Source organism: Streptomyces sp. NPDC058308 (assembly GCF_042880275.1).
GTDB lineage: Bacteria > Actinomycetota > Actinomycetes > Streptomycetales > Streptomycetaceae > Streptomyces.
Genome location: NZ_JBHVZA010000003.1, coordinates 395,285 through 421,415, shown reverse-complemented (window position 1 = coordinate 421,415; position 26,131 = coordinate 395,285). Strand labels below are relative to the sequence as shown.

At 70.9% G+C, this 26,131-nt stretch carries 21 protein-coding genes and 3 pseudogenes; 19 read left to right on the top strand and 5 right to left on the bottom strand.

Features of this window, described 5'->3' with window-relative positions; all coding sequences use genetic code 11:
• Positions 1-350 precede the first annotated feature (350 nt).
• The 13 genes from ACFVYL_RS07290 (at position 351) to ACFVYL_RS07230 (ending at position 18,322) form a co-directional block, all read left to right on the top strand.
• Positions 351-1,517: an ROK family protein gene (locus tag ACFVYL_RS07290; RefSeq protein ID WP_389713490.1), complete on the top strand. Its 1,167-nt coding sequence runs from the start codon at positions 351-353 to the stop codon at positions 1,515-1,517.
• 86 nt (positions 1,518-1,603) lie between these two features.
• The gene (locus ACFVYL_RS07285; protein WP_389713489.1) at positions 1,604-2,944 is read left to right on the top strand and encodes an ABC transporter substrate-binding protein; all 1,341 of its coding nucleotides are present in this window, start codon (positions 1,604-1,606) and stop codon (positions 2,942-2,944) included.
• Positions 2,945-2,955: 11 nt separating this feature from the next.
• On the top strand, positions 2,956-3,891 hold the full coding sequence (locus ACFVYL_RS07280) for a carbohydrate ABC transporter permease (protein WP_389713488.1): 936 nt from the start codon (positions 2,956-2,958) through the stop codon (positions 3,889-3,891).
• An 8-nt stretch (positions 3,892-3,899) separates the two neighbouring features.
• Positions 3,900-4,808: a carbohydrate ABC transporter permease gene (locus ACFVYL_RS07275; protein ID WP_389713487.1), complete on the top strand. Its 909-nt coding sequence runs from the start codon at positions 3,900-3,902 to the stop codon at positions 4,806-4,808.
• Between the two features lie 8 nt (positions 4,809-4,816).
• The gene (locus ACFVYL_RS07270; RefSeq protein WP_389713485.1) at positions 4,817-6,082 is read left to right on the top strand and encodes a 6-phospho-beta-glucosidase; all 1,266 of its coding nucleotides are present in this window, start codon (positions 4,817-4,819) and stop codon (positions 6,080-6,082) included.
• A complete protein-coding gene (locus ACFVYL_RS07265) occupies positions 6,073-7,050 on the top strand; it encodes an N-acetylglucosamine kinase (RefSeq protein ID WP_389713483.1) in 978 nt (325 codons plus the stop codon). Before ACFVYL_RS07270 ends, ACFVYL_RS07265 begins: the two co-directional genes overlap by 10 nt.
• Positions 7,051-7,292: 242 nt before the next feature.
• Positions 7,293-8,798: a hypothetical protein gene (locus ACFVYL_RS07260; RefSeq protein ID WP_389713482.1), complete on the top strand. Its 1,506-nt coding sequence runs from the start codon at positions 7,293-7,295 to the stop codon at positions 8,796-8,798.
• Positions 8,799-8,830: 32 nt separating this feature from the next.
• Complete coding sequence (locus ACFVYL_RS07255) at positions 8,831-9,829, top strand: glutamate ABC transporter substrate-binding protein (protein WP_389713481.1); 999 nt, start codon at positions 8,831-8,833, stop codon at positions 9,827-9,829.
• A 94-nt stretch (positions 9,830-9,923) separates the two neighbouring features.
• On the top strand, positions 9,924-11,243 hold the full coding sequence (locus ACFVYL_RS07250; RefSeq protein ID WP_389713480.1) for a hypothetical protein: 1,320 nt from the start codon (positions 9,924-9,926) through the stop codon (positions 11,241-11,243).
• Positions 11,237-13,837 carry a tetratricopeptide repeat protein gene (locus tag ACFVYL_RS07245; protein ID WP_389713514.1) on the top strand — a complete coding sequence of 867 codons (2,601 nt, stop codon included), beginning with the start codon at positions 11,237-11,239 and terminating at the stop codon, positions 13,835-13,837. The genes ACFVYL_RS07250 and ACFVYL_RS07245 overlap by 7 nt, the downstream gene beginning before the upstream one ends.
• Positions 13,838-13,839: 2 nt before the next feature.
• A complete protein-coding gene (locus tag ACFVYL_RS07240; RefSeq protein WP_389713478.1) occupies positions 13,840-15,195 on the top strand; it encodes a PP2C family protein-serine/threonine phosphatase in 1,356 nt (451 codons plus the stop codon).
• A 119-nt stretch (positions 15,196-15,314) separates the two neighbouring features.
• Entirely contained in the window at positions 15,315-16,661 is a 1,347-nt protein-coding gene (locus ACFVYL_RS07235; protein ID WP_389713476.1) for a VWA domain-containing protein, read from the top strand.
• Between the two features lie 89 nt (positions 16,662-16,750).
• Positions 16,751-18,322, top strand: coding sequence for an FHA domain-containing protein (locus ACFVYL_RS07230; protein WP_389713474.1), 1,572 nt, complete (start codon positions 16,751-16,753; stop codon positions 18,320-18,322).
• A gap of 6 nt (positions 18,323-18,328) precedes the next feature.
• On the opposite strand, the gene ACFVYL_RS07225 is transcribed toward ACFVYL_RS07230, so the two are convergent.
• A complete protein-coding gene (locus tag ACFVYL_RS07225; protein ID WP_389713472.1) occupies positions 18,329-19,294 on the bottom strand; it encodes a methyltransferase domain-containing protein in 966 nt (321 codons plus the stop codon).
• A 126-nt stretch (positions 19,295-19,420) separates the two neighbouring features.
• On the opposite strand from ACFVYL_RS07225, the gene ACFVYL_RS07220 reads away from it, so the two are divergent.
• Positions 19,421-19,834 (top strand): globin, encoded by a 414-nt coding sequence (locus ACFVYL_RS07220; protein ID WP_389713471.1) that lies wholly within the window; start codon positions 19,421-19,423, stop codon positions 19,832-19,834.
• 137 nt (positions 19,835-19,971) lie between these two features.
• Positions 19,972-20,380 (top strand): annotated as a pseudogene (locus ACFVYL_RS07215) (hypothetical protein); the annotation flags it as partial.
• A 75-nt stretch (positions 20,381-20,455) separates the two neighbouring features.
• Here ACFVYL_RS07215 and ACFVYL_RS07210 read toward each other — a convergent pair.
• The 3 genes from ACFVYL_RS07210 to ettA are packed head-to-tail and all read right to left on the bottom strand — an operon-like array spanning position 20,456 to position 23,269.
• Entirely contained in the window at positions 20,456-21,142 is a 687-nt protein-coding gene (locus tag ACFVYL_RS07210; RefSeq protein WP_389713469.1) for a hypothetical protein, read from the bottom strand.
• On the bottom strand, positions 21,139-21,597 hold the full coding sequence (locus ACFVYL_RS07205) for an acyl-CoA thioesterase (RefSeq protein WP_389713468.1): 459 nt from the start codon (positions 21,595-21,597) through the stop codon (positions 21,139-21,141). Before ACFVYL_RS07205 ends, ACFVYL_RS07210 begins: the two co-directional genes overlap by 4 nt.
• Positions 21,598-21,604: 7 nt before the next feature.
• Complete coding sequence (gene ettA / locus ACFVYL_RS07200; RefSeq protein WP_389713467.1) at positions 21,605-23,269, bottom strand: energy-dependent translational throttle protein EttA; 1,665 nt, start codon at positions 23,267-23,269, stop codon at positions 21,605-21,607.
• 264 nt (positions 23,270-23,533) lie between these two features.
• Between ettA and ACFVYL_RS07195 the strand changes: the two genes are divergently transcribed.
• Positions 23,534-23,983 (top strand): hypothetical protein, encoded by a 450-nt coding sequence (locus ACFVYL_RS07195; protein ID WP_389713465.1) that lies wholly within the window; start codon positions 23,534-23,536, stop codon positions 23,981-23,983.
• Positions 23,984-24,073: 90 nt separating this feature from the next.
• On the opposite strand, the pseudogene ACFVYL_RS07190 reads toward ACFVYL_RS07195, so the two are convergent.
• Positions 24,074-24,817 (bottom strand): annotated as a pseudogene (locus ACFVYL_RS07190) (GntR family transcriptional regulator).
• A 16-nt stretch (positions 24,818-24,833) separates the two neighbouring features.
• Here ACFVYL_RS07190 and ACFVYL_RS07185 point away from each other — a divergent pair.
• The 3 genes and pseudogenes from ACFVYL_RS07185 to ACFVYL_RS07175 form a co-directional block, all read left to right on the top strand.
• Positions 24,834-25,031: pseudogene (locus tag ACFVYL_RS07185) on the top strand (hypothetical protein); the annotation flags it as partial.
• 331 nt (positions 25,032-25,362) lie between these two features.
• Positions 25,363-25,758, top strand: coding sequence for a UTRA domain-containing protein (locus tag ACFVYL_RS07180; RefSeq protein WP_389713463.1), 396 nt, complete (start codon positions 25,363-25,365; stop codon positions 25,756-25,758).
• The gene (locus ACFVYL_RS07175) at positions 25,727-26,050 is read left to right on the top strand and encodes a hypothetical protein (RefSeq protein WP_389713462.1); all 324 of its coding nucleotides are present in this window, start codon (positions 25,727-25,729) and stop codon (positions 26,048-26,050) included. Before ACFVYL_RS07180 ends, ACFVYL_RS07175 begins: the two co-directional genes overlap by 32 nt.
• Positions 26,051-26,131: the final 81 nt, after the last annotated feature.

Genomic DNA, 26,131 nt, shown 5'->3' with positions numbered 1-26,131 from the left:
CTAGACCAGCCCGCCGCCCCACCCTGGCCGTCCGGGTCAAAGTCAACGTGCGGTGGAGGGACGGGAGTCAAGGGTGGAGCGCAGCGGAATCGGCGCAGCCGACGCGCAGCGCAGCGGAGCGCCCTTTACTCCCGGCCCGGAACCGCCACACTCCGCACAACACCGGGCGGCCCCGGCAACCATCAAAGACACCGGCCCACCGAAGCCCCCGCCCACCCCCAGAGGTAACGACTTGGTTGCCTCGGAGGCGCGCGCTATTGACGCCTCATTCACGCCAGCCGTACGGTCCTCACCAATTGGAAAGTTTCCTAACAGTTAACCGTCAGCCGCCACGGAAGGCAGGTGCCGTCATGGCAGCAGCAGGCAGCCCGCCGGGAACCCCGGGCACGCCGCGCGTCCTGCGCGCCATGAACGACCGGGCCGTCCTCGACCTCCTCGTCGCCCACGGCCCCCTCACCCGTACCCGGATCGGCGAGCTGACGGGTCTGTCGAAGCCCACCACCTCGCAGCTCCTCGGCCGCCTGGAAAGCGCCGGGCTCGTCCACACCACCGGCAGCCTCAGCGGACGCCCCGGCCCCAACGCCCTCCTGTACGAGATCGATCCGGGCGCCGGACACGTCGCGGCACTCTCCGCCGACCCCACCGGGATCACCGCGCTCGTCGCCGACATCACCGGCACCGTGCTCGGCAAGGAGCGCGTGGAGGCCGACGCCGTCGCCGAGGACGTGCGCCACCGCACCGCCCAGCTCGTCGCGGAGGCCGTCGACGGCGCGCTGCGGCAGGCGAATCTCGGCCACGACGACCTGCGGGCCGCGGTGATCGGCACCCCCGGCGCCATCGACCCGCACACCGGCCAGCTGCGCTACGCCCCGCACCTGCCGGGCTGGCACTCCCGCACCCTGCGCGACGACCTCGCCGCCGTCCTCGGCACGCCCGTCGACATCGAGAACGACGTGAACCTGGCCGCCGTCGCCGAGCAGTACGAGGGCGCCGCCCAGGACTTCGACAACTACGTACTGACCTGGCTCGACGAAGGCGTCGGCGCCGCCATCGTGCTCGGCGGCACCCTGCTGCGCGGCGCGACCGGCGGCGCGGGCGAGATCGGCTACATGCCGCTGCCGGGCGCCCCGCTGGCACGCGGCGGCACGGCGGGCGGCGGTGACGGCGGCTTCGAGAGCCTCGTCTCCGCGTACGTGGTGCGCGAACTCACCGGCGGCGGCGCGACGTTGGCGCAGGTCATGGCCGACGACGCCGCGCTCGGCGAGGTCGCGCGGCGCATCGCCACCGGCATCGCCGCCGTCGTCGCCGTCGTCGACCCCGAACTCGTCGTGCTCTCCGGCTCGGTCTCCCAGGCCGGCGGCGACAAACTGCGGATCCGCGTCGAGGAGGAGCTGACCGGGCTCGCCCTGCCGCGCCCCCAGGTCCGCATCAGCGAGCTCGACGGCGACCCGATCCTCACCGGCGCGCTCCGCTCGGCCCTCACCCAGGCCCGCGACCAGGTCTTCGACACGGCCTGAGCCACCGCCCCGCACACCCGTTACCCCGCGCACCCGCACCCGTACCCCGCTAAGTCCCGCCTCCCTCCCCGTAAAGGAAGTCCGCCATGCCGCGATGGCGCATGCCCACCTGCGCGTCCGCGGCGCTCGCCGCAGCCGGTCTGTTGCTCTCCGGCTGCGCCAATCCGAGCGTCGGCAGCGCGAACGACGACCCGACCAAGCCGGTCACCCTGAAGTTCTGGCACGGCTGGTCGACGCCCGGCGAGGTCAAGGCCGTCGAGGACAGCATCGGCCGCTTCGAGAAGCTGCACCCGAACATCAAGGTGAAGACCACCGGGAACGTCTCCGACGCCACCGTCAACCAGGCCCTGCGAGCGGGTGGCGACAAGGCCCCGGACGTGGTGTCGTCGTTCACCACCAACAATGTGGGCCAGTACTGCGACTCCGGGATGTGGACGGACCTCGACCCGTTCATGAGGAAGACCGGGCTCGACAAGCGGAAGACATTTCCCAAGACGCTGCTCGACTACACCAGTTACCGGGGCAACCAGTGCGCCCTGCCGCTGCTCGCCGACGCCTACGGGATGTACTACAACAAGGACGCCTACGAGAAGGCGGGGATCGAGCGCCCGCCGCGCACGATGTCCGAGTTCGAGGAGGTCTCCAAGAAACTGACCGTGCGCAGCGGCAAGCACTCGTACAAGCAGGTCGGGTTCATGCCCAACTTCCGCTTCTACCAGAACAGCCCGGACCGGCTCTTCGCCCAGTGGGGGCCGAAGTACTTCGACAAGAAGGGCGATTCGCGGCTCGCCGACGATCCCTCCACGTACGCGTTCTTCAAGACCGCGGACCGGCTGGCCGACGCCCAGGGTGGTTTCGGTGACCTGGAGAGGTTCCGCCTCACCTTCGGCGACGAGATGTCCAGCCAGAACGCCTTCCTGACCGGCAAGGTCGCGATGCACCTCGACGGCGAATGGCGCGGCCTGATGCTGAACGACGCGAAGGCGAAGTTCGACTGGGGTGTGGCGCCGCTGCCCGTCCCCGACGACCAGGCCGATACGTACGGGCGCGGCTTCATCACCGGCACCGTCGCCGGCATCGCGCACAGCAGCAAGCACCAGAACGCCGCGTGGGAGCTGGTCAGGTTCCTGACGGCGGACACCGAGCAGGTGGTGGACTTCGCGAACGACATCCACAACGTGCCCTCCACCTTCGCGGCGCTCAAGTCACCCGACCTGGACGCCGATCCGACCTTCCGGACCTTCTTCGACATCCTGGAGAACAAGCACAGCAAGGCCCTGCCGCCCTCCGTCAACGGCGGCGCCTACGTCGTCTCGCTCCAGGACTTCTCGTACTCCGCGGAGGCAGGGCGTATCCACGACCTGCGCAAGGGCCTGAAGAAGCTCGACGAGCAGATCGACGCCGACACCCTCCAGTCGAAGAGCTGAGGACCCCCGCCATGGCACTCTCCCTCTCCAACCCCGCGCGCCGCAGACTGCGCACGCTCGGTTTCCTCTCCCCCTGGCTGGTCGGCTTCAGCGTCTTCTTCGCGTACCCGCTGATCGCCACCGTCTACTTCTCGTTCATGCACTACAACCAGATCAAGGAGCCCACGTTCGTGGGGCTCAGGAACTGGCGGTACGTGTTCGAGCAGATGCCCCTGTTCGGGCCCGCCCTGTGGAACACCCTCTGGCTGGTCGTGATCATGGTGGCCGTGCGGGTCGTCTTCGGGCTCTCGCTCGGGCTGCTCATCACGAAGATCAAGACGGGCGCCGGGTTCTTCCGCACCGCCTTCTACATCCCCTACCTCGCCCCGCCGGTGGCCGCCACCGTCGCCTTCGTCTTCCTGCTCAACCCGGGCACGGGTCCGGTGAACGAGATCCTGGAAGCGGTCGGGATCTCCGGGCCCAACTGGTTCAACGACCCCGACACCGCCAAGCCCTCCCTGGTGCTGCTCTCCCTGTGGGGCATCGGCGACCTGATGGTGATCTTCATGGCGGCGCTCCTCGACGTGCCGAAGGAGCAGTACGAGGCCGCCGACCTCGACGGTGCCGGGCCCTTCGCCAAGTTCCGCTACGTGACCTGGCCCGCGATCACGCCCATCGTGATGTTCGCGGTGGTCACCGGTGTCGTACAGACCATGCAGTACTACACACAGGCCCTGGTCGCGGGGAAGGTCGCCTCCGGCGTCAACATCGGGCCCGGCTCGGTGATCCAGCCCGGCTACCCGGACCACTCGACCCTCACGGTCCCCCAGCTCGTCTATCAGATGGGCTTCCAGAACTTCAACACCGGCGCCGCGTGCGTGCTCTCGCTCGTACTCTTCGCCATCGCCATGGCCGTGACGATGCTCCTGATGCGCAAGCGCTCCGGACTGCTCGCGGCGGAGGACTGAGGACTTCGATGACTTCCACGACGCTCAGCGCGCCCACCGCGGCGCCCGAACGGACCGCCCCCGCCCGGGGCCCCGCCGCCGCCCGGGCCCGCCGCAAGCGCGTCCTGCACTGGATCGCCGTGCACAGCGTGGCGATAGCCGTCGCCCTGCTCTTCGTCCTGCCGTTCGTCTTCGTCTTCCTGACGTCGGTGATGAGCGACGCGCAGGCGATGAGCGGCGACCTGTGGCCGGACTCCTGGCACTGGTCCAACTACAAGGCCGTGTTCGAGACGCCGGGCTTCCTCGACTGGTGGCGCAACTCGCTCATGTACGCGGGTCTCGGCACCCTCTTCACGGTCTGCTCGGCGATCCCGGTGGCGTACGCGCTCGCCAAGTTCCGCTTTCGCGGCCGGCGCGCCGCCATGCTGCTCGTCATCTCGACGATGATGCTGCCGCCGCAGGTCATCGTGATCCCGATGTACCTGGTCTGGGCGCAGCAATTCCATCTGTCGGGCACCTTGTGGCCGCTGATCATCCCGATGGCGTTCGGCGACGCGTACTCGATCTTCCTGCTCCGGCAGTTCCTCCTGACCATCCCCAAGGAGTACATCGAGTCGGCGAAGGTGGACGGGTGCGGGGAGTTCCGCACCATGGTGAAGATCGTGGTGCCGATGGCCAAGCCCGGCATCGCCGCCATCGCGCTCTTCCAGTTCTTCTACTGCTGGAACGACTACTTCGGGCCGCAGATCTACGCGGCCCAGGACCCCGGCGCCTGGACGCTGAGTTATGGCCTGGAGTCGTTCAAGAGCGCCCACAACGTCAACTGGAACCTGACGATGGCCGCGACGCTGCTCGTCATGGCGCCCGTCGTCATCATCTTCTTCTTCGCACAGAAGGCCTTCGTCGAAGGCGTCACCCTCACCGGAGTAAAGGGCTGAGAACCGATATGAAGCTCGCAGTGGTCGGCGGAGGGTCGACCTACACACCCGAACTCATCGACGGATTCGCACGGTTGAGGGACACCCTGCCGATCGAGGAGCTCGTCCTGGTGGACCCGGCCGCCGACCGCCTGGAACTGGTGGGCGGCCTCGCGCGGCGCATCTTCGCCAAGCAGGGGCACCCGGGCCGCATCGTCACCACGTCCGACGTGGACGCGGGTGTCGCGGACGCCGACGCGGTCCTTCTGCAGCTGCGCGTCGGCGGGCAGGCCGCCCGCAACCAGGACGAGACGTGGCCCCTTGAGTGCGGCTGCGTCGGCCAGGAGACCACCGGCGCCGGCGGTCTGGCGAAGGCGCTGCGCACCGTGCCCGTCGTCCTCGACATCGCCGAGCGCGTCCGGCGCACCAACCCGAACGCCTGGATCATCGACTTCACCAACCCGGTTGGCATCGTCACGCGCGCGCTGCTCCAGGCGGGGCACAAGGCCGTCGGCCTGTGCAACGTGGCGATCGGCTTCCAGCGGAAGTTCGCCAGGCTGCTCGACGTCGCGCCGGGCGAGGTCCATCTGGACCACGTCGGCCTCAACCACCTCACGTGGGAGACGGGCGTACGGCTCGGGGGGCCCGGCGGCGACGACATCCTGCCCAGGCTGCTCGCCGAGCACGGGGACGCGGTCGCCGAGGACCTGCGCATGCCGCGCGCCCTCGTCGACCGGCTCGGCGTCGTGCCCTCGTACTACCTGCGCTACTTCTACCAGCACGACGCCGTGGTCGAGGAACTGAAGACCAAGCCCTCGCGCGCCGCCGAAGTCGCCGAGATGGAGCGCGAGTTGCTGAAGATGTACGGCGACCCGACGCTCGACGAGAAGCCGGAGCTGCTCGCCAAGCGCGGCGGCGCCTTCTACTCGGAGGCGGCCGTCGACCTCGCGGCCTCGCTCCTCGGCAACGGCGGCAGCCCGTACCAGGTGGTGAACACCGTCAACAACGGCACGCTGCCGTTCCTGCCGGACGACGCGGTCATCGAGGTGCAGGCCACGGTCGACGGCAAGGGCGCCAAGCCCCTCGCCGTGCCGAGGCTCGACCCGCTGTTCGCCGGGCTCGTCGCCCACGTCACCGGTTACGAGGACCTGGCCCTCCAGGCCGCCCTGCACGGCGGCCGCGAACGCGTCTTCAAGGCGCTGCTCGCCCACCCGCTGGTCGGGCAGTACGCGCACGCGCAGGCGCTCACCGACCGGCTGATCGCCCACAACCGGGAGCACCTGGCGTGGGCGTAGGCACGAGCGTGCTCGCGATCGACGCGGGCAACAGCAAGACCGACGTCGCGGTGGTCGCGGCCGACGGCGAGGTCGTCGGCGCGGCCCGCGGCGGCGGCTTCCAGCCGCCTATCGTCGGGGTCGGGCCCGCGGTGGACGTCCTCGCGGAGGCCGTGGCACGGGCGCTCGACGAGGCGGGCACGGCCTCCGTCGGCCATGTGTCCGCCTGTCTGGCCAACGCCGATCTGCCCGTCGAGGAAAGGGAGTTGGCCAAGGCGCTGCGCGAGCGCGCCTGGGGGGCATCGGTCGAGGTGCGCAACGACACCTTCGCCATCCTGCGCGCCGGGCTCCTTGAGGACACCGAACCGCGCGGCGTCGCCGTGGTGTGCGGGGCGGGCATCAACTGCGTCGGCATGCTCCCCGACGGGCGCACCGCACGCTTCCCCGCCATCGGCCGCATCTCCGGCGACTGGGGCGGTGGCGGCGGCCTCGCCGAGGAGGCGCTGTGGCACGCGGCGCGCGCCGAGGACGGCCGCGGCGAGGCGACGGCACTGCGCGAGGCACTGCCCGCGCACTTCGGCCTGGCGTCCATGTACGCCCTGATCGAGGCCCTCCACCTGGGCTCCATCGCGTCGGTACGGCGGCACGAGCTGACCCCGGTCCTCTTCGCCACCGCGGCGGCCGGTGACGCCGTGTCCCGCTCCCTGGTGGACCGGATGGCCGACGAGGTGGCGGCGATGGCGACCGTGGCCCTTGACCGCCTCGACCTGCTCGACGAGGCAGCGCCGGTCCTGCTCGGCGGCAGCGTCCTCGCGGCCCGCCATCCCCAACTGGACGACCGCATCGGGGCGTTGCTGGCCGGGCGGGCGCCCAAGGCGGTGCCCCAGGTGGTCGTCGCGCGCCCCGTGCTCGGCGCGGCCCTGCTCGGGCTCGATCAGGTGGGGGCTCCGACGCGGGTGCACGCGCGCGTGCGGGCCCACTACGAGTAGGCGTACGCGCGCCCGCGCCGTTGACGGTCCGCCGTCGGCGGCGTGCGCGCGGGCGGGCGGGCGGGCGGGAACCGAACCCCCCTCGATCTCGTGTACATGGGCAGGGATCCGAACAAGATCGAGTCAAGGCCTGTGCGGATGTCAGTCCCTGCGGCAATACTTGCGGCCGAGCACTTCTTCCCGCGCCGCGCGCGGCGGGCGGAGGCAACCGTCCGGAGACCGAGGGGGAGGTCGAGGTCAAGGTGACACATCCGCCGAACGGCAGCGCGGCACCGCCGGGTCCGCCCGGACGGCCGCCGACGGCGCCCGGGCAGGCCGCGCCCGCGATGCCCACCGTGCCGCCACAGGCGCCGGGCACCGCGCCCGTGCCCTCCCCACAGACGCCGCAGACGCCGCGGCCCGCCACCGCCGCCCGCCGCACCGCCTGGTCGGAAGGCGTGGACCGGCTGCGCGGCGCCGCGACCACGGAACCGGGCAAGCTGCGCATCATCGGCGCCGTACTCGCCCTGCTCGTCGTCGCGTTCGGCGCGGTCACCACCTGGCAGATGACGGACCGCTCGGCCGCCGCGGACGACGTGCTGCACCGCAGCCAGCCGCTGAGCGCCGCCGCCGCCGAGATCTACCGCTCGCTCGCGGACGCCAACACCGCGGCGTCCAGCGGCTTCCTGGCGGGCGGCCAGGAGCCCGCCGCCGTCCGCGCCCGGTACGAGCACGACGTGGAGCGGGCCGCCGAGAAGCTGGCCACCGCCGCGTCGAGCGCGGGCGCAGGCTCGTCGTCGGCGGCCTCCGTCAGCAAGCTGAACAAGCTCCTGCCCCAGTACACCGGCCTGATCGAGCGCGCCCGCGCCAACAACCGCCAGGGCCTGCCGCTGGGCGGCGCCTACCTGCGGTACGCGAACGACAAGATGCAGACCCAGATGCTCCCGGCCGCCGAGAAGCTCTACAAGGCGGAGAACGCACGGCTCGGCTCCGACTACGACAGCGCCAAGCCGTACCCCTGGTTCGCCATCGCCCTCGGCGTCCTCGCGCTCACCGCGCTCGCCTGGGCCCAGCGCCGCAACTACCGCCGTACGAACCGGGTGTTCAACCACGGCCTGCTCGCCGCGACCGCGGCCGCCACGGTCGTGATGCTCTGGCTCGTCGTCGGCCACAGCGTCGCGCGCTCGGGTCTGAACGACTCCTACGACCACGGCGTCCGGTCCCTGAACGTCCTCAACGACGCCCGCATCAGCTCCCTGAAGGCCCGCGGCAACGAGAACCTCACCCTGGTCAGCCGGGGCGCGGAGACCACCGAGGTGGCGGGCGAGCCGCAGGACACGTTCGACGTCGCCTACCGCGCCCAGATGAAGCAGCTGGGCGACGGCGAGAAGGGGCTGCTCGGGAAGGCGGCCGACCTCGCGGGCGGCGACGCGGACGGCAAGAAGCCGGTCGCCGACGCCGTGGCCAACGTGGGCGTCTGGAAGGACCGCCACAAGGTGGCCCGCGCCAGCGACGACTCCGGTGACTACCAGGGCGCACTCGACAAGGTCATCGGCGCCAAGGGCGACGAGCCGACCGGCGAGTGCTTCGACAACGTGGACGCGGCCCTCGACCTGGCCCTGGCCCACGAGCAGCGCCAGTTCAAGCAGGCGGCCGAGGACGGCAGGGGCGCCATGAGCGGACTGCCGGCCGGTGCCGCCGTCCTGGCGGTCCTCGCCGCCGGGGGCGCGGTCCTCGGCATCGGCCGCAGGCTTTCGGAGTACCGGTGACGGGGCCAGAGGTGAGAGGGGGCGCGCAGACGATGCGGACGCGACGCGGCACGGCCGGCAGGCTGCGCGGCTGGGGCGGCACGGGGGCGATGGGCCTGGCCTGCGTCCTGACGGGAACGCTTCTCCTGGTGGTCCCGCAGTGGGGCACGGGCAAGGACGACGGCACGGACCGCGACGGCCCGGCCGCCTCGGTGGCCGCGCCCGCGCGGGCCGAAGCGGACGACTGCAACGACCGCAGCCCGCAGCCCAGTTCCGACGACGGCCCGACGATCGACAGGATCAAGAACCGCGAGGTCAAGAAGCTCATCGTCGGCGTCGACCAGAACAGCTACCGCTGGGGCTACCGCGACCCGAACAAGCCGGGCGGCGAGCTGGAGGGCTTCGACATCGACCTCGCGCACGAGATCGCCGAGGAGATCTTCGGCGACCGCGACGCCGTCGTGTTCCGCGCCATCCCCACCAACCAGCGCATACCGGCCATCCAGAGCGGTCAGGTCGACATGGTCGTGCGCACCATGACCGTCAACTGCAAGCGCCTGGAGGACGTCGACTTCTCCACCGGCTACTTCGAGACGGGCCAGCAGGTGCTCGCCCCGAAGAAGGTCAAGGGCATCACGGGCTACAACCGCTCGCTCGCCGGCAAGAAGATCTGCTCCGCCTCCGGCTCCATCGCCGAGGAAGAGCTCACGAAGGAGAGCTACGGCGCGGACATCTCCACCACGGTGCCCAACCAACTCGACTGCCTGGTACGGCTCCAGCTCGGCGAGGTGGACGCCGTGGTGACCGACAGCGCGCTCGCCGCGGGCCAGGCCGCGCAGGACCCGACCGTCGAGCTCAAGGGCAAGGAGCCGTTCACCACGGAGCACTACGCCGTGGCGATGAAAAAGGGCTCCGACGACCTGGTCCGCCGCGTCAACAAGGTCCTCGACGACTACCGCAAGGACGGCGGCTGGCAGAAGTCGTACGACAAGTGGCTGAAGGCCGGCCTCAAGAAGAAGGCCCGCCCGCCGGCCCCCGAGTACCGCGACTGATCCTGAGCAGACAACCGACCTGGTACCACTGGAGAGTTACGACTGGGGACTCACGACCGAGGACTCACGGCAACGCAGAGCGGAGAGGTGATCGATGAGCGTCGCGGGACCCCCCGGTCCGGTGATGGACCGGGACGAGGTGGACCGTGCGCTGGCGCGCCTCGACGCCGAGCACGAGGCGATCGAGACCTCGCTCCTCGCCCTCCAGGACCACGCGGGCCGACGCCTCCTCGAAGGCGCCCGGCTGACCGGCGTCACCGAGGAGCGCTGGACGGCGACGGAGGGCCGGATCACGCTGCTCTGGGCCTACTTCGACGCCTATGCCGGTGCGCTGCACACCGCGCACGAGGTGCGTGAGCGCAGGCGCTGGCCCAACCGGGACGACCTCGTCGAGCTGACGGAGCTGCTGCGCGGCGAGTCCGTGACCGTCGCGGGCGCCACCGCGTCCGGCACCTCCCCCTCGATCACCAACCCGGCCAAGCTCACCGAGCGCTTCACCCTCGAAGAGCTCGTGACCCGGATGAACGAGCTGTACGCGCACTCCCTCGACATGGTCGTCGCCGCCGACGCGGTGTGGTCCGCGCTGCCCGCCCGCATCGACCTGCTCGCCGCCGAGCTGGCCCGCACCCGCCAGCTCGCGCACTCCGTCGGGGTACGCCCCGGGGAGCACCCCTCGGGCGACGACCTGGAGCGCATCACACGCACCCTGACCGCGCTGCGCGAGCAGGTCGTCTCCGACCCGCTGGCCTTCTGGCGGCGCGCGGAGGGCAGTTCGGCGCCGGGCGGCGGCCGCCCGCACACCGATCGGTACGACCGCGAGGCCCGCGCCCTGGAGGAGGTGCGCCGCGAGATCGACGCGGTGCTCACCGTCCGCCAGGACGCGGAGGTCCGCCTGGGCAGGCTGCGCGACGTGCTCTCGCGCGCGGACCGCACCCTCGCCGAGGCCAGGAGTGCCCGCGGCGAGGTCCTCGCGAAGATCGCCGCCTCCGAGGTGCCCGCGGTCAGCGGCCCGCCCACCGCACTCCAGGAGCAGCTCGCGATGGCCTCCGACTACCGGAGGAACGCGCAGTGGCACCGCCTCTCGCCGCTCCTGGAGTCCCTTGAGGAGAAGGCCGAGGACGAACTGCTGCGCGCTCGCGAGTCGTTGACGGCCGTCACGGCGCCGCTCGCGGTCCGCGCGGAGCTGCGCGGCCGCCTGGACGCGTACAAGGCGAAGGTCGCCCGGCTCGGCCACGCCGAGGACCCGTTCCTGATCGAGCGGTACGACGCGGCGCGCCGCATGCTGTGGAGCGCGCCCTGCGATCTCCGCGTGGCGGAACAGGCGGTCCTGCGCTATCAGCAGGCCGCCGCCGAGGCGCTCGCGCCGAGGGTCCCGCAGCAGGGCGGGCCCACCGACCGGACGGGGGAATCGTGACCCAGCGGCAGTGTCAGCGGCCCGGATGCCCGGGGTCGTACGAGGACGTCGGCGGCGGCGAGCTGTACTGCGACACCTGCGGTCTCGCCCCGGTCGTCGCGTCCAACGGCATGGTGGGCTCGACGCCGACCGGCATCACCGCCGGCGGCAAGGGGTCGCGGGGCTCCGGCAGTTCCAGTGCCCGCTCCTCGTCCCGCTCGTCCCGTTCGTCCCGCTCGTCCCGCTCGCAGTCCTCGCGCAGATCGGTCTCGGGGCGGCTCTCCCGTTCCCTGTCCGGCGGTTCGACGTCCCGTTCGGTGTCGGTGCGCAGTTCGGGCTCGGCGGCCTCGTCCTCGGGCCGCGGGCGGCTCGGCGCGGGCCTGGTCGCGGTGCCGGACGTGCCGCGCCCCGACCCGCACGGCGCGGTCCAGGAGAACCCGGAGGTGCCCGAGCGCAAGCGGTTCTGTTCGCGTTCGGACTGCGGGGCTCCGGTGGGCCGTGCGCGCGGTGACCGGTCGGGCCGCACCGAGGGCTTCTGCACCAAGTGCGGTCACCCGTACTCCTTCGTGCCGAAGCTGCACCCCGGCGACATCGTGCACGGCCAGTACCAGGTCGTGGGCTGTCTGGCGCACGGCGGCCTCGGCTGGGTCTACCTCGCCATCGACCGCGCGGTGTCCGACCGCTGGGTGGTGCTCAAGGGCCTGCTCGACACCGGCGACCAGGACGCGATGGCCGCCGCGATCTCCGAGCGCCGCTTCCTCGCCGAGATCGAGCACTCCAACATCGTCCGCATCTACAACTTCGTCGAGCACCTCGACCAGCGCACGGGCTCCATGGACGGCTACATCGTCATGGAGTACGTGGGCGGCAAGTCCCTCAAGGAGATCGCCAACGGCCGCCGCACGGCCGGGGGCCGGCGCGATCCGCTGCCGGTCGAGCAGGCGTGCGCGTACGGCATCGAGGCCCTCGAAGCGCTCGGGCACCTGCACAGCCGCAATCTCCTGTACTGCGACTTCAAGGTCGACAACGCCATCCAGACCGAGGACCAGCTCAAGCTCATCGACATGGGCGCGGTCCGCCGCATGGACGACGAAGAGTCCGCGATCTACGGCACGGTCGGCTACCAGGCCCCCGAAGTCGCCGAGTCGGGGCCCTCGGTGGCCTCCGACCTCTACACGGTCGCGCGCACGCTCGCGGTCCTGACCTTCGACTTCCAGGGCTATACGAACGTGTTCGTGGACTCCCTGCCCGACCCGGACAACATCGAGGTCTTCCGTACGTACGAGTCGTTCTACCGGCTCCTCGTACGGGCCACGGACCCGGACCCGGCGCGCCGCTTCGCCACCGCGCAGGAGATGGCCGAGCAGCTCACGGGCGTCCTGCGGGAGGTCGTGGCGCTGCAGACGGGGCGGCCGCGGCCCGCGCTCTCCACGCTGTTCGGGCCCGAGGTCAAGGTGCCGGACACCGAACTGTTCGCGGAGCTCACGGCGGACGTGTCCCTCCTGGGGGTGCGCGCCGAAGCGTCCGGCAGGGGCACGCGGGGTCCCCAGGGCCCTCAGAGCCCTCTGGCTTCTCAGGTTCCTCAGAGTTCTCACGGTCCTCAGGGCCCTCAGGGCGAGGGCGCCCCGGAGATCGCCCCGGGAATCGTCCGGGGGATCGACGCGGTCGCCACGGCCCTCGCACTGCCCGTGCCCCTCGTGGACCCGAACGACCCGAACGCCGGATTCCTCGCCGGTCTCATCGCGTCCGCGCCCGCCGAGCTGATCACCGCGCTGCGGGCGGCGCCCGCCGACTCCCTCGAACTGCGGCTGAGCGGCCTGCGCGCCCGCCTCACCATGGGTGAACTGGCGCCCGCCGCCCAGGCGCTCGCCGATCTGGAGCTGGAGCATCCGGACGACTGGCGGGTGGTCTGGTACCGGGGCGTGGCCGCCCTGGCCACCGGCGACTTCGAGAACTCGGCGCTGTCCTTCGACGCGGTCTACGACGCGTTCCCCGGCGAACCCGCGCCGAAGCTCGCGCTCGGCGTGTGCGCGGAGGTCCTCGGCCAGCTGGACAACGCCGCCGAGTACTACCGGCTTGTGTGGGCCACCGACCCGAGCTATGTGAGCGCGGCGTTCGGCCTGGCCCGTGTGCGCCTCGCCGCCGGCGACAGGACCGGCGCCGTGCACACCCTGGAGTCGGTGCCGGAGTCGTCCATCCACTACACCGCGGCCCGGGTCGCGGCGGTGCGGGCGCGGCTGCGCCGGCGCATGGCGTCCGGCCCGGCGCTCCCGCCGGGCACCGCCTTCCTGGACGACCTGACGGCCGCCGCGGGACAGATCGAGGCGCTCGCGGGCTTCGGTCTCGACGCGGTGCGCAGGGAGCGCCTGTCGACCGAGGTTCTGGGGACGGCCCTCGACTGGGTACTCTCCGGTAAGCACTCTGGGCACGCCTCCGCGCCACCGGCCGCCACCGGGACGCGGGCCGTACTGCTCGGCAGTGATCTGGACGAGCGCGGCCTCCGGTTCGGTCTGGAGCGTTCGTACCGGACACTGGCCCGGCTCGCCCAGGGTGGCGAGGAGAGGATCGAACTGGTGGAGCGGGCCAACCGTTTCCGCCCCCGGACGTGGGTGTGAGTATGTCGCAGATGCCCCAGCTGTCTGCCTGCCCCAGCTGTGAGGAGCCGCTGGAGTCGGGTGACCTGTTTTGCGGTGCGTGCGGGTTCGACCTGTCGGCGGTGCCACCGCGGCCGGCCGCTTCTCCGAACGGCTCCGCCGGGCCCGCGGGACCCACCGCCACGGACGGGGAGTCCGCGCGGTGGCCCGTCGCACCGGACGTCGACAGCTCCGACACCCCGGTGCCGCCCCATCTGCCGACGGACCTGGCGGGCACGGACTCGGCGGGCGGCGAGCTCTCCGGGGCCGCCGCGACCGCCGCCGGAAGCGCCTCCGGAAGCGCCGAGGGTCCCGACACCCCCGCGGCGGAGCCGGACGAGTACCCCCTGCCCGCCCCCGCCCCTGGCACCGCCGCCCCCGCGGACCCGCGCACGGAGACCCCCGACCCCACGCCCGCCGCGGGCACCGAGCTCTGCGTGGCCTGCCGCTCGGGCCGGGTGGACCCGGACGGGTACTGCGAGAACTGCGGGCACGCCCAGCCGCGCGAGCGCGACCACGTGGAGCAGGAGCTCGCCGCGGTCGCCGCGGTCAGCGACCGCGGCCTGCGCCACCACCGCAACGAGGACGCCTTCGCGATCTCCGAGGCCGCGCTGCCCGACGGCTCGTCCGCCGTCGTCGCGATCGTCTGCGACGGCGTCTCCTCCGCGACCCGCCCCGACGAAGCCTCGCTCGCCGCCTCCCGCGCCGCCGACGCCTCGCTGCTCGCGGCGCTGGAGCGCGGCAGCCACCCGCAGCAGGCCATGCACGACGCGATCCTCGCGGCGGCCGACGCCGTCAACGCGCTCGCCGCCGAGCCGGCCGCGGCCCGTGAACACAGCCCCCACCAGAACGCGCCCGCCTGCACCCTGGTCGGCGCGGTCGTCGCCGGTGGCCTGCTCGTCGTCGGCTGGGTCGGCGACAGCCGCGCCTACTGGGTCCCCGACGACCGCGGCGGCCCCACCGTCCGCCTGACCGAGGACGACTCGTGGGCCGCGCAGATGGTCGCCGCGGGACTGATGAACGAGGCCGAGGCGTACGCCGACGAGCGCGCGCACGCCATCACCGGCTGGCTCGGCGCGGACGCGTACGAACTGGAGCCGCACACCGCTTCCTTCAAGCCGGACCGTGCGGGTGTAGTGGTGGTGTGCACGGACGGACTGTGGAACTACGCGGAAGCCGTCGACGAGATGGCCGACGCGGTGCCCGCCGACGCCGCGGACCGGCCGCTGCACAGCGCCCAGGTCCTGGTCGGCCACGCGCTGGACGGCGGGGGCCACGACAACGTAACAGTGGCCGTCGTCCCGTTCCCGTTCGTGCCGCAAGGGGCAGGATCGGCCTAGGGCCGGTGTGGGATAGGCCCGGGACCGGGCGGGGGGCCGTGCCGGTTCGTGGGGTGTGAGGTTTTCAGGATCTGAGTATTCAGGATCTGGGTTTCCAGGATCTGAGGGGGAGCAGTTCCATGGCCAACTTCTCGAAATCGAACGTGCCGCAGTTCTCGGTGGACGTCTACCAGAACGAGTACCTCCCGGAAGGCGGCCGGGAGGTCAACGCCATCGCCACGGTCACCTCGACCGGTGGCGGGACCGTCGGGTCCGCCGTGAGCGCCCCGCATCTGTACACGGCCGGAGAGAGCCCGGACGCCGCCGTGGCGATCATGGTCGACTGCTCCGGTTCGATGGACTACCCGCCGACGAAGATGCGGGGCGCCCGGGACGCCACCGCCGCCGCGATCGACGCGGTGCGCGACGGCGTGCACTTCGCGGTGATCGGCGGCACGCACGTCGCCAAGGAGATCTACCCGGGCGGCGGCCGCCTCGCGGTGGCGGGCGCGCAGACCCGCGAGCAGGCCAAGCAGGCGCTGCGCAGACTGAGCGCGGGCGGCGGCACGGCGATCGGCACCTGGCTGCGCCTCGCCGACCGCCTCCTGTCCTGCGCCGACGTCGCCATCCGGCACGGCATCCTGCTCACCGACGGCCGCAACGAACACGAGTCACCGGGCGACCTCCAGGCCGCCCTCGACTCCTGCGCGGGCCGCTTCACCTGCGACGCCCGCGGCGTCGGCACGGACTGGGAGGTGAAGGAGGTCACAGGGATAGCCTCCGCGCTGCTCGGCACCGCCGACATCGTCGCCGATCCGGCCGGGCTCGCCGCCGACTTCACGCAGATGATGGAGACGGCGATGGGCAAGGAGGTCGCCGACGTCAGCCTGCGGTTGTGGACGCCGGTGGGCGTGGAGATCAAGTTCGTGAAGCAAGTGGCCCCCACCGTCGAGGAGTTGACCGGCCGCCGCACGGAGGCGGGCCCGCGCGCCGGGGACTACCCGACGGGGTCCTGGGGCGACGAGTCCCGCGACTACCACATCTGTGTACAGGTGCCGGGCGCCGATCTGGGCCAGGAGATGCTCGCGGCCCGGGTCTCACTGATCGTGCCGCGGGAGGACGGCAGCGCGCAGACGCTGTCGCAGGGCCTGGTGCGGGCGGTGTGGACGGACGACATGACGGCCTCCACCTCGATCAACCCGCAGGTCGCGCACTACACGGGCCAGGCGGAACTGGCACAAGTCATCCAGCAGGGCCTCGACGCCCGCAAATCGGGAGATGTCGACGGCGCGACGGCGAAACTGGGCCGCGCGGTGCAACTCGCCGGTGCCTCGGGCAACGCCGATACGGCGAGACTGCTTTCGAAGGTGGTGGACGTCGTGGATGCCGCGGCAGGTACTGTTCGATTGAAGGCGAAGGTCGCCGAGGCCGACGAGATGACACTCGAGACCCGGTCGACGAAGACCGTTCGCGTGAAGAAGCAGTAGCGCGGCGCGCACGCGCCGTTCGCACCACAGCGATGCACGACAGCGACGTACGGCCCTCGGGCCGGAGAAGGAGAGGGGGAAGCGCCGACATGCCGACCTGCCCGAACGGACACCAGTCGGGTTCCGATGACTGGTGCGAGGTCTGCGGTCACCGCATGGCCGGTGCCGTCCCGCCCCCGCCGCCTCCCCCGCCCCCGGCCGGGTACGGGTATCCCCCGCCGCCGCCCGGCCAGGACCCGGGCTTCCCGCAGCCCGCGCCGGGCCGCCCGCATCTGGCCGCCGTGCCGGACCCGACCCCCGAGGCGGAGCTCTGCCCGCAGTGCCGCACCCCCCGCGAGGCGAACGCGCCGTTCTGCGAGGAGTGCCGCTGGAACTTCCTGACGAACACGGCCACCTCGTACACTCCGGCCGCGCCGAATCCGCCGCTGCCGGGTACGCAGGGCGGCCCGGGTCGCGGGCCCGGTCCCGGTCCCGGCATGCCGCCGGGCCCGAGTCCGGCGCAGCAGTTCCAGCAGCCCCCGCCGGGATACGAGTACCAGGGCTCGCGCCCCTCGCAGATGAACCGGCCCGCCGAGCCGATCCCGCCGTTCGGCAACGGCGGCGGCCAGCAGGGCCCCGGTCCGCAGCAGCAGGGGCCTAGCCATCAGGGTCTTGGCCAGCAGGGGGCTGGCCAACAGGGTCCCGGTCCGCAGGGTCCCGGCCAGCACGGACAGCACGGTCAGGCCGGTCCGCAGGGTCCGGGACCGCAGGGCCCGCAGGGTCCGGGATCGCAGGGCCCGCAGGGTCCGGGATCGCAGGGTCAGCCCGGTCCGCACGGCCCCGGTCCGCAGGGCCACCCCGGCCAGGGCCACCCCGGTCAGGGCGGCCACCCCGGCCAGGGCCAGGTGCCGCCCGGCGCCCCGCAGGCGTTCCAGCAGCCGGGTCCGCCCGCGCCGCCCGCGTTCCCGCAGGGACCGGGCGCCCCGCAGGGCCCGCCCCCGCCGCCGCCCGGCCCCTCCTTCGGCGGCGGAGACGACGACTGGGTGATCTCGCCGCCCTCGTCCACGGCTTCCGCCCCGGCTCCGGCTCCGGCCCCGGCCCCGCAGGAGCCGTTCCAGCCCCAGGAGCCGTTCCAGCCCCAGGAACCCTTCCGGTCCCAGGAGCCTTTCCAGACCCAGGAACCCTTCCGGTCCCAGGACCCGTTCCAGCAGGGCACCGGGCAGCCGCAGCCACCCCAGTCCCAGCCTCAGCCCCAGTCCCAGCCCCAGCAGGGCCCCGGCACGTGGACGGCGACGATCGCTCCCGACCGCGAGTACTTCATGGCGATGATGCAGCGCAGCGGCCCGGAGGCCTCGGGCCTGAACCTGCCCGCGTACTCGCCGGAGCAGCAGCGCCCGCTGGTCGGCAACCAGCTCACCATCGGCCGCCGCAGGCACTCCACCGGCGACACCCCGGACATCGACCTGTCGGTGCCGCCGGAGGACCCGGGCGTCTCGCACCAGCACGCGGTCCTGGTCCAGCAGCCGGACGGCAGCTGGGCGGTCGTCGACCAGAACTCCACCAACGGCACCACGGTCAACGGCGGCGAGGAGCCCATCCAGCCGTTCGTCCCGGTCCCGCTCCAGGACGGCGACCAGGTGCACGTGGGCGCCTGGACGACGATCACGGTCCGCCGCGACTGACCCGGTTCACAGCGGCCAGACGTACGGCCCATCGGGGTCGTCGAGCCAGGCCCATTCGTACGGTCCGCGCACGGTGACCCCGAAGCGCTCGCGCACCGGCAGCCCCTCGCGCTGCCACAGCGCGAGCGCTTCGTGCGGATCCAGGCTGCCCGAGGTCAGCTCGAGCAGGAAGCGGAAGAGCTCGTTCTGCAGGGCCCCGCGCGGCAGCCCCCCGATGTGCCGCTCGTACGGGGCCCGCGCGTCGCCGCCGCGCAGCGGCACGAAGTAGGCGGGCGTGTGCAGGAAGCGCCCCTCGGCGTGCTCCGCGTCCCGGACGGTCAGCACGATCAGGCCGGTGGCCAGCGGCGCGAGGATCCGTGCGCCGGGGCGGCACTGGCCGAGCCAGGTCCTCGGCACCGAGGTCAGGGTGCAGGTGGCGATGATCCGGTCGTAGGGCGCGCGCTCGGGGCAGCCCGCCGCGCCGTCCCCGGTCACCACGGTCGGGCGGTACCCCGCGGCCGTCAGGTGCTGCCGGGCGGACTCCGTGATCTCGGGGTCCAGGTCGACGGTCGTGACGTGGTCGTCGCCGAGCCGGTGGGCGAGCAGCGCCGCGTTGTAGCCGGTGCCCGCGCCGATCTCCAGTACGTCGCAGCTCCCGTCGTCCGGCACGTCGAGCTCGGCGAGCATCTTCGCCATCAGGGACGGCTGGCTGCTGGAGGAGACGAGCTCCCCGTCGCGCACCCGGGTCGCCAGCGGGGTGTCGGTGTAGCAGCCGCGCAGCCAGCGGGCGCGGCGCCGCTCGTCGGGGTCCTCGCCCCACAGGCGCTCGTAGCCGCCGCCCACCCCCACGTAGTAGTAGGGCACGAACAGGTGCCGCGGGACGGCCTCGAACGCGTCCTGCCAGGCAGGGGCGTCCCGCCAGGCCCCGCTCGCCGCGATCTCGCGCACGAGGGCGGACCGGGCTTCGAGGACACGGGCAGGATCGGCTTCCATGACTCCACTGTGCTGCGCCGACGCCCGCGATGCGAGTGGCGGAACCCGGGCGGGCCACCCCGCCGCCGACGGCGATGGTCATGGGTGGTCCTAAGCCTTCCGTACTCGGCCGCCCCGTCTGAGACCATGGAACGTGTGAAAGAGATCCCGCGCGGCACGCTTCAGGAGCAGACCTACTACGAACAGGTCGGCGGCGAGGAGACCTTCCGGCGCCTGGTGCATTTCTTCTACCAGGGGGTCGCGGAGGACCCGCTGCTCCGGCCGATGTACCCGGAGGAGGACCTGGGCCCCGCCGAGGAGCGCCTCGCGCTCTTCCTCATGCAGTACTGGGGCGGTCCCCGTACGTACAGCGACAACCGCGGCCACCCCCGCCTGCGCATGCGGCACGCGCCGTTCACCGTCGACCGGGCAGCGCACGACGCCTGGCTGAAGCACATGCGCTCGGCGGTCGACCGGCTCGGTCTCTCCGAGGAGCACGAGCGGACGCTGTGGAACTACCTGACGTACGCGGCGGCGTCCATGGTCAACTCGGAGGGCTGAGACCCTCGCCCCTGCCCGTCACCTGCCCGCCCGGACCCCTCATGTCAAGGTCCTGTTCGCCTCTTCTGCCAGCGCTCCCGCCCCTTCCGTAACTGCCTGCCCTCTGAAAACATCCGGATGACTGCCCGGGGCGGCGGAGCAGCGGCACAGGCCCACGCGCATGCGCGGGCAGGGTGGCGGGCCTCGACGAGCCGACCGCGGGCGCGGCGCGCGTGGCGGGCCGCAGCCTGCTCGCCATGAGCGCGAGTGTACGAGGAAATCCGAACGCGCCCTGCACCTCCTGGAGTTGCTACAGGTGTCGGACTGCCGGGACCGCCGCACGGTCGCCATCCGCGACGGCCGCACGTCGACGGAGGTCCTGCGCCGCACGGAGGTCGACGCCGCCACCGGCCAGGAGTCCCTGGTCTCCCGCGAGTACGCGGTGCTGGACCGGGCGGGCTGCCTCCAGCTTCCTGCCGAGTACACGGCCGCCCTGGACATGCGGGACAGGGTGGCGCTGGAACTGGGAGGGACCACATCGCGATCCGGCCGGACGAGCGGGACTGACTGCTCGCCGCTCACACGGCCACGCAACCCACACTGCCACGCGACACACGCGACCACTTCCGCGCACGCGCTCCCTCACGCGGGCGTGACGGTGAGCCCTCCGACGCCGGCCCGGCGCACCGCGACGGACCCGTAGGCCGTACGCAGCCGCAACCACGCCCCCGACGACAGCAGCGTCAGGACCTCCCCGCGCAGGAATCCCAGGGACTGCGCCGCGTGGGCGGCCCGCACCGGCAGCTGGGTGTCCCCGACGGTCCTGGACCAGATCTCCCGCCCGACCCGGTCGAGCTCGGCCCGAACCCGTCGCTCGGCGGGCAACTCCTCGACGCGGGAGCGGAATTCGGCGACGGCCGCCTGCACGACGGCCCGCAGCACGTCCGGGGCCGGCAGCCCCTGCTCCTGCCGCCAGCCGCCGCGCGGCGGCAGCACGCCCGCCCACGGCGGCCCCGTGACGGCCTCAGGCACCCCGGCAACGCCCGCTGCCCGCGCGGACTCCGCCGACTCGCCGACGCGTTCCAGGAACTCCCCGGCGGAGACGGTGACGTCGAGCGTGGTGTCGAGCCCGTGTTCGTACGGCTTGGCGAGCCGCGCCGTCCGGATGACGAGCACCTCGAACGACGGCGGCCGCCCGAACACGGCGAGCGTGTCCCCGGCGGCCTGCAGCCGCACCGCGGCGGCCTTGTCGTAGTGGATCAGCCGGGCCAGGAAGGCGGCGAGGTCCGCCGCCTCCCCGGCATCGGCGAAGTGCAGCCGCGCGGTCATGCGGCAAGCGCCCCCGAGCCTCTGTCGGAGCTGTCGGCGCTGTCGGCGCTGTCATCGGCGTACGTCTCCAGGACCGCCCGCTCCTCGGCGGTGATCCGGCGGGGCCGCTGCGCCTCGAGGTCGAAGGGGACGACCACGGTCGAGGCCCGCACATACACCTGGTCCGCGTCCTTGATCTGGTACGAGATCGTCAGCGACGCCGCACCGATCTTCGTCACCCACGACTCGATGGTGACCGGCTCGTGCCGGTGCACCAACGGCCGTACGTAGTCGATCTCGTGGCGGGCCACGACAGAACCGCCCGAGAACGACGGGGAGCCGTCACCGGGCGCGAGCCGGAACATGAAGTCGATGCGCGCCTCTTCCAGGTACCGCAGGAAGACGACGTTGTTGACGTGCCCGAAGGCGTCCATGTCCGACCAGCGCAACGGGCATTGGTATATGTGTCGAGCCACAGTCGCCTCAGCCTCGCGTGAGCTTCTTGTAGGTGGCACGGTGCGGACGGGCCGCGTCCGCACCCAGGCGCTCGATCTTGTTCTTCTCGTACGACTCGAAGTTGCCCTCGAACCAGTACCACTTGGAGTCACCCTCGTAGGCGAGGATGTGCGTGGCGACCCTGTCCAGGAACCACCGGTCGTGGGAGATCACGACAGCGGCGCCCGGGAACTCCAGGAGGGCGTTCTCCAGGGAGGACAGGGTCTCGACGTCCAGGTCGTTCGTCGGCTCGTCGAGGAGGAGCAGGTTGCCGCCCTCCTTGAGGGTCAGCGCCAGGTTGAGGCGGTTGCGCTCACCGCCGGAGAGCACACCGGCCGGCTTCTGCTGGTCCGGGCCCTTGAACCCGAAGGCGGAGACGTACGCCCGCGAGGGCATCTCGACCTGGCCGACGTTGATGTAGTCCAGCTCGTCGGAGACGACGGCCCACAGCGTCTTCTTCGGGTCGATGTTGGCGCGGCCCTGGTCGACGTAGCTGACCTTGACCGTGTCACCGATCTTGATCTTGCCGGAGTCCGGCTGCTCCAGGCCCTGGATCATCTTGAACAGCGTGGTCTTGCCCGCGCCGTTCGGACCGATGATGCCGACGATGCCGTTGCGTGGCAGCGTGAAGCTCAGGTCGTCGATCAGGACCTTGTCACCGAAGGCCTTCGAGAGGTTCTCGACCTCGACGACGATGGAACCGAGACGCGGGCCCGGCGGAATCTGGATCTCCTCGAAGTCCAGCTTCCGCATCTTGTCGGCCTCGGCCGCCATCTCCTCGTAACGGGCGAGACGCGCCTTGGACTTGGCCTGACGCCCCTTGGCGTTGGACCGCACCCACTCGAGCTCTTCCTTGAGTCGCTTGGCGCGCTTCTCGTCCTTGCGGCCCTCGACCTTGAGACGGGTCTGCTTCTTCTCCAGGTAGGTGGAGTAGTTGCCCTCGTAGGGGTGCGCACGACCGCGGTCGAGCTCGAGGATCCACTGGGCGACGTTGTCCAGGAAGTACCGGTCGTGAGTGACCGCTACGACGGCACCGGCGTACTGGGAGAGGTGCTGCTCCAGCCAGTTCACCGACTCGGCGTCGAGGTGGTTGGTGGGCTCGTCGAGGAGGAGCAGGTCGGGCGCCTCGATGAGAAGCTTGCAGAGCGCGACGCGGCGCTTCTCACCACCGGAGAGGGTGGTGACGGGCCAGTCGCCGGGCGGGCAGCCCAGCGCGTCCATGGCCTGCTCCAGCTGGGCGTCCAGGTCCCACGCGTTGGCGTGGTCCAGGTCCTCCTGGAGCTTGCCCATCTCCTCCATGAGCGCGTCCGAGTAGTCGGTCGCCATGAGCTCGGCAACCTCGTTGAAGCGCTTGAGCTTGCCCATGATCTCGGCGGCGCCGTCCTGGACGTTCTCCAGAACGGTCTTCGACTCGTCGAGCTGCGGCTCCTGCATGAGGATGCCGACGCTGTACCCGGGCGAGAGGAAGGCGTCACCGTTGGACGGCTGCTCAAGCCCGGCCATGATCTTCAGCACCGTGGACTTACCGGCGCCGTTGGGGCCCACGACACCGATCTTGGCGCCAGGAAGGAAGCTCAAGGTGACGTCATCAAGAATCACCTTGTCGCCGTGCGCCTTGCGCGTCTTGCGCATGGTGTAGATGTACTCAGCCAAGAGAAACCGTCCGGCAATCAGTGAGTGGGCAGATACACCCCATCTTGCCTGACAGCCACCCCTCGGCGGAAACCAGTACTGGCCGGGGGCCATGACCTGGACGTTCACCGACTGCTTGGGTAGTTAACCTGCCACTGGCTGTCATCATCGGTCGCTGCTGAGCAACATCGCACGGCCCAAGGACGGCCCAGGAACGGCCCGGCGGGTTTCCTCTACAAGCGCTGCTGCGATGGATACGTTCACCGGGTGGACTGGGCTGCGCCTGTGAGTGCGCTGATCGGTGGAGGCATCGCCGTCGCTTCTGGCTGGATCGTGGAACGAAGCCGCTGGAAGCGCGAAGAGCAGCGGCATGAGAGAGATAGACGCACGGCTCTCTACGCCGACTATCTCGCCGCCCTGCTCTCTGCTCGCGAGCAGATATGGCATGCGAGCCAGTGGCATGAACTGCCGAGAGACGAACGCATCGCCATGGCGCGGGACTCCCTCCGGGACTCTCAGGTCTACCCCGTGCGAGATCGAGTCTCCTTGGTGGGACCGCCGCCGATAGATGAGCTGGCTTACGAGATCGTCAGACGCTTGACCGCGTATAGAGATGCCGTGATCGAGGGAGTGAACGACAGTGACGCCGAGTGGCGGCCTACCTGGGACGCCTTCAACGAGGCACGAGCGGCACTCACCATCGTCATGAAAACCGACCTGGACTCCCTGCGCTAGCGCTTGGAACTGACGCTCTGCGCCTGGGCGACTCCCGTGCTCTATGGGCAGTTCCTGCACCGGCCAGCGGCGCAGGTGTGGCGATGCCCGTTAATGGCCGATCGGAACCTCGTAGACGATCTCGCACAGCGCAGCGGGCACCACGATGTCCGCCGTCTCCACGGGCTGCCCCTCGTCGCTGTAGTACGGCCGACGGATGTGAGTGACCAGCGCCGCCTTCCGGATACCCAGGAGCGATGCCTCCTCGACAGTCGCTTGCCGCGGCTCCGGCTGTTCCACGGCGTGGCTGACGGTGATGCCAATCTCGGCCATGCGGTTCACGACACCCCTCCCAGCGTGCGGGCCCTCCGGGAGGACGACGAGAGTGCCGCCGGTGATCTCTTACGGCTCCCAACTCTTCGACACCTGAACCGGCTTGTCATCGGCGAGGAACTCGTAAGCGGTACGGACGCACAGATCACCCTCGGCAATCCCAAGACGCGTGGCGACCTCAGCCGGCGCCGGAACCTTGGCGTCTGTCCGAGTCTCCCAGTCACCTTGCCTACCCGCGGCCTTCATGTCCGCACGGAACGGGGCCGCTCACGCGCCGCCGAACGCACAACGCGCACACGCTTCCGCGGCTCGGCAACGTAGGTGCCAGAACCGGCACGGCCCTTCAGCAACCCCCTGGGAGATCAGAAGCTCCTGGGCCCGGCGCACCACGTTGTCGCCCACGTCGCATTCCCGGGCGATCTGAGCGCGGGAAGGGAGCCGATCTCCGGGCGTCCACTCGCACTCCGCGACCCGCTGCCGGAGCTCGTCGGCGATGCGGAGATAAGGCGGCTGCTCAGGTATATAAAAATTTAGTCACGACCGAGACACATCGATCGAAGCGGAGGTACCGGAGTCTCTCTCCGCCGAGTCATGGCGGGAGGCCTTGGAAGTGGTGGCGATAGCCAACCGATACGGGCTACTCGCCACCAGCTTGGGCCGCCGCACCATCTGGGCGGTCGTACGCAAGGAGGTCCCGACGACGGACGACGTCGCCGGACCAACCGATCAGCAATAGCAGCTGAGCAGCGTGCTTATCCGGATCGAACGTGCCTCTTACTGATCTGCGAGGAACGGCGCACACGACAGCACCCGACCACCACGCCTTGCCCCACACCCAATGACACCCGGTGTGTTCTGGCGGGTGCCTCCTGATGCCATCCATCTAGTGAGCTGGTTTTGAGTTGGTAGCTCGCCTCGGGGAACTTCGTTCGCCGCTCAATACACAGGATCACGTACGTCGGCGGCGGGAGAGCAGGAGACCAGCCCCCGCCCCTGACACGGCCCTGCACATCACGGTCCGCACCACCAAGATCCGGGCGCATGGCCATCTGACAGCTCTACTGCGAGTGTCGGCCGGTAGCCCGCTGACGGAATTCCTCTGCCTCAGCTACGAGGCAGAGGCACCGCCCAGCCTGGCCTGCATATACATCCCTCACGACCTGGCGTCGGCCGCCGTGCTCAACGAACCCCGGCCGAACGAGGAAGCCTCGGCGAGATTCACAGCACTGCACCCGGCCTCAGCAGAGGTACGAGAGACAGTTAACGCCCGCCTCCCAACGCCAGAAGAAGCCTCAATGCTTCGAATCAGCTCTGCCCTGGCAATTCTTGCAATCACACGCGTGACAGCCGACGACGTCACCGGGCGCGTGGTCGAGGCCGCACTCCTCGTGCTCCGAGGGGGCCGCGCAGATGCGGTCTTCATCACCAACCATGCGATCAACGAGGGACAGACGGAAAGATGACCTACCGAAACGAGAGCTGCGGCTCCTCCCACGGACGGGACCGGAGGGCAAGCCCTGCCACCTCAGCACTGGAGACAACGACGGCCACATGTCCCGCCTGGCCAACAACATGGAGGCGGTACAGCTCGGCATGGCGGCCGAGCTGCTGGAGCAAGCACTAGAGGTGCTGGGAGACGCGGATACGGACATGGAGGCATTGCGCCTCCTAACGACAGACCTGACGGAGGCCTTGCGGGATACAATTCGCGTAGCGACTAGTCGTGTCCATCTCTTCGCGGTAATTGCACATTGATGGGGACAACCAGGACACATGGGCATCCCGTCATGCAAAGTCATCGGCGGGTACCTGCTGGCAGCGGCCCCAAGCTGACAG